This window comes from Pseudomonas sp. 8 R 14 (assembly GCF_900005955.1).
Taxonomy (GTDB): Bacteria; Pseudomonadota; Gammaproteobacteria; order Pseudomonadales; family Pseudomonadaceae; genus Aquipseudomonas; species Aquipseudomonas marginalis.
The window spans coordinates 1-3030 of the sequence record NZ_CVTH01000029.1 but is presented as its reverse complement, the minus strand read 5'-3'; the positions used below and the strand labels follow the sequence as shown (position 1 = coordinate 3030).

Below are 3030 nucleotides of genomic sequence, written 5' to 3'. Positions count from 1 at the left end.
CGCAGGTCGATGCTGCTTTCAATGCGTTGGCGGGTGGTGCGGTGGGCCGAGGGGAATCCATCGTTGAACAAGGCGGTCGTCATTCCTTAACTCCTGGGTTTTTGGGGAGTCGAGAGGGTAAAGACGTAGTGGCGCAAATTAATGTCGGACGTTTCGCCATTTCAAGGCAGGCACTTCCCGATCCCGCTTTGCCATCTTGTGAGCACCGTCTCGATTCGGGAACAGTGCGCCCCACGTCACTCCCGACGCACAACAGGACAAGGAGCCAACATGGCAGTCGATATGTTTTTGAAACTGGGCGATATCAAGGGTGAATCGCGGGACCAGGCCCATCGTGACGAGATCGACATTACCAACTGGGGCTGGGGTTTATCGCAAACGGGCTCGATGCATTCCGGCACGGGAGGCGGTTCGGGCAAGGCCGACTTTGCCAACCTGAACCTGACCAAACCCCTGGATAAATCCAGCCCCAACCTGATGATGGCCTGCGCCACCGGCAAGCATTACCCCGAAGCCAAACTGGTGGTGCGCAAGGCTGGCGGTTCAAGCCCGGTGGAGTACCTGGTGATCACCTTGAAGGAAGTGATGGTGGTGTCCTACGGCACCGGTGCGCAAAGTCAGGATGATGTCCTCTACGACAGCATCGCGTTGAATTTCGCCACCGTCGAGGTCAGCTACCAACCGCAGAAAGCCGACGGCGCCAAGGACGGTGGGCCGGTGAAGTTTGGCTGGAATATTCGGCAGAATGTCAAAGCTTGAGTAAGTGAGTCTCAGGGGGAGCGCTGTTGTTGTCGACGGCGCTGTTTCAGTTAGTCCAACTGAGTCATTTCTGATTATTGGATTTCCAGACAAGTCCTATGAAGTGTTTAGACAGCAGATGGTATTGGTGCACCGTGGCTCTCTTGAGTTTGAGTACAGGGCTTCAGGGTTATCTAATAATTGATGGGCTGACTCGAGGTGTGATAGTGGCTCATAACCGCGTCGGGCCTTCCATTACTTACACGCTTGTAGGGCAGCCAAAGCACTATTGGTTCACCATTGCCTGGCTGGTGATTACTGAAATTATTCTAATGGTGCTGACCTTTTGTATGGCCTGGATTACCAGGCAGTTGCATAAAAATAAATGATCTAACTGAAGTGTTTTGGCGTTTTAGGCACGACCAACCGGTATAAAGATCACCACCATTTCCAGCGACCCTGCTTTTTCATAGTCGCGATGATGGCTTGGCGTTTATGGTGCAGTTCAAGGGATTTTTTCCGCAGTTCGCGACAGCGCTTGCTGTTGAGAATTAACAGGCCGACAAGTGGGCAGAGCAGGGCCAGTGCATAGAGATAGGTGTTGGGGCGCCAGAGGATGGCGGGGAGGGATATCAGCAGGCAAAGGAGGTAGATCGCGACGTTTATCCAGACCCAATGGATGCGGCCGTAGAGCACTTCGTATTTGGCCAGGGCGAATACTGCGCCCAAGCCCGAGGCGCCGAAAAAGCATGTCTTGGCGACAAAATCTACGGGGTGAGTTGGCAAATACGTAAGCATCGCCAAGATCGTTGTCAACGCTATCGAGAAACATCCTGCCAATGCATCACCTCCAATCACGGGCATGAACCGCTTGAGGAGTTGCCAAGGATCCTCAATAAAGAGTGATGAGTAATATTGGCCTTTTATCTTCCGTTGTTGGCTCACTGGTTAACTTCCTCGTAGATGCCCAACGCCAGAGTTCTTACGTTTCCAGAGACTGTACTGCTGGTAAAGCCGAGCAAGGCTGCAGCTATATCCATTTTGTGTGCGGCAGTAGCACGCTGCATTTGAATATCGCTGATACGTTTGGCCACATTGCCGGAGGCTTTTTCCAGCTTGAGCAACTTGGTCGTTAGTCTTGGATCCCGGATTTTAAGCAGCTCATTGTTCAATTTTGTCCGTTCTTGCCGTGTCAGGCCTCTAAGTACTTGACTAGCTGTTTTTCCGGTTACTTTTGTGGTCGTTGTAACGACTTTCACGGTGACAAGTGCCGAGCTGGCAACACCCATCAAAGCAATGCCGTCCAACACTGCTGTTGCGGCCTCATACCACGTCTCGTTATCCAAGTAGTCATTAACTTCTGGAAAGGCTAACTCTGATGCTGTACGTAGAGCGCCACCGATGCATTGGACTGTACTTGCAACGGCAGCAGCTTTACCGATGAACGAAATTATCGAGCTAGCCCCAGCTGTAAAAGGCATCAGCGCAGCCCCACTCGCAATGACCATCCAACTCAACACTACTCCGGTGCACGCTATTGCCGTATTTATAGCTTCCACTGCCAACCTGGACTCCCGAGGCTCATGCTCCAACATCCGCTTGAACTCCACCGGCCCCACATACCTCGGCGCTTCCCGCAGCACTACCTTGATCGGCCGCACACTGCAAATCGCCTGGAATTCACGCAGTACCACCACGTTGAAATCCCCATCGATATACACCACCCCCGCGCCGATCAACGCCGGGTCGGCGTCTATGGCGAAAAACAACCGCCGCAGGTCGATGCTGCTTTCAATGCGTTGGCGGGTGGTGCGGTGGGCCGAGGGGAATCCATCGTTGAACAAGGCGGTCGTCATTCCTTAACTCCTGGGTTTTTGGGGAGTCGAGAGGGTAAAGACGTAGTGGCGCAAATTAATGTCGGACGTTTCGCCATTTCAAGGCAGGCACTTCCCGATCCCGCTTTGCCATCTTGTGAGCACCGTCTCGATTCGGGAACAGTGCGCCCCACGTCACTCCCGACGCACAACAGGACAAGGAGCCAACATGGCAGTCGATATGTTTTTGAAACTGGGCGATATCAAGGGTGAATCGCGGGACCAGGCCCATCGTGACGAGATCGACATTACCAACTGGGGCTGGGGTTTATCGCAAACGGGCTCGATGCATTCCGGCACGGGAGGCGGTTCGGGCAAGGCCGACTTTGCCAACCTGAACCTGACCAAACCCCTGGATAAATCCAGCCCCAACCTGATGATGGCCTGCGCCACCGGCAAGCATTACCCCGAAGCCAAA

At 53.6% G+C, this 3030-nt stretch carries 4 protein-coding genes; 2 read left to right on the top strand and 2 right to left on the bottom strand.

The features are described 5' to 3' along the window. Positions 1-270: 270 nt before the first annotated feature. Entirely contained in the window at positions 271-759 is a 489-nt protein-coding gene (locus BFQ01_RS04305) for an Hcp family type VI secretion system effector (RefSeq protein ID WP_053128766.1), read from the top strand. Between the two features lie 417 nt (positions 760-1176). On the opposite strand, the gene BFQ01_RS04300 is transcribed toward BFQ01_RS04305, so the two are convergent. Then, positions 1177-1683 (bottom strand): hypothetical protein, encoded by a 507-nt coding sequence (locus tag BFQ01_RS04300; RefSeq protein WP_065924338.1) that lies wholly within the window; start codon positions 1681-1683, stop codon positions 1177-1179. Beyond that, positions 1680-2594, bottom strand: a complete 915-nt coding sequence (locus BFQ01_RS04295; protein ID WP_065924337.1) for an NAD synthetase — start codon at positions 2592-2594, stop codon at positions 1680-1682. The genes BFQ01_RS04300 and BFQ01_RS04295 overlap by 4 nt, the downstream gene beginning before the upstream one ends. Before the next feature lie 187 nt (positions 2595-2781). On the opposite strand from BFQ01_RS04295, the gene BFQ01_RS04290 reads away from it, so the two are divergent. After that, positions 2782-3030: Hcp family type VI secretion system effector (locus BFQ01_RS04290; RefSeq protein WP_141691243.1), on the top strand; the 249-nt coding region annotated here is incomplete at its 3' end.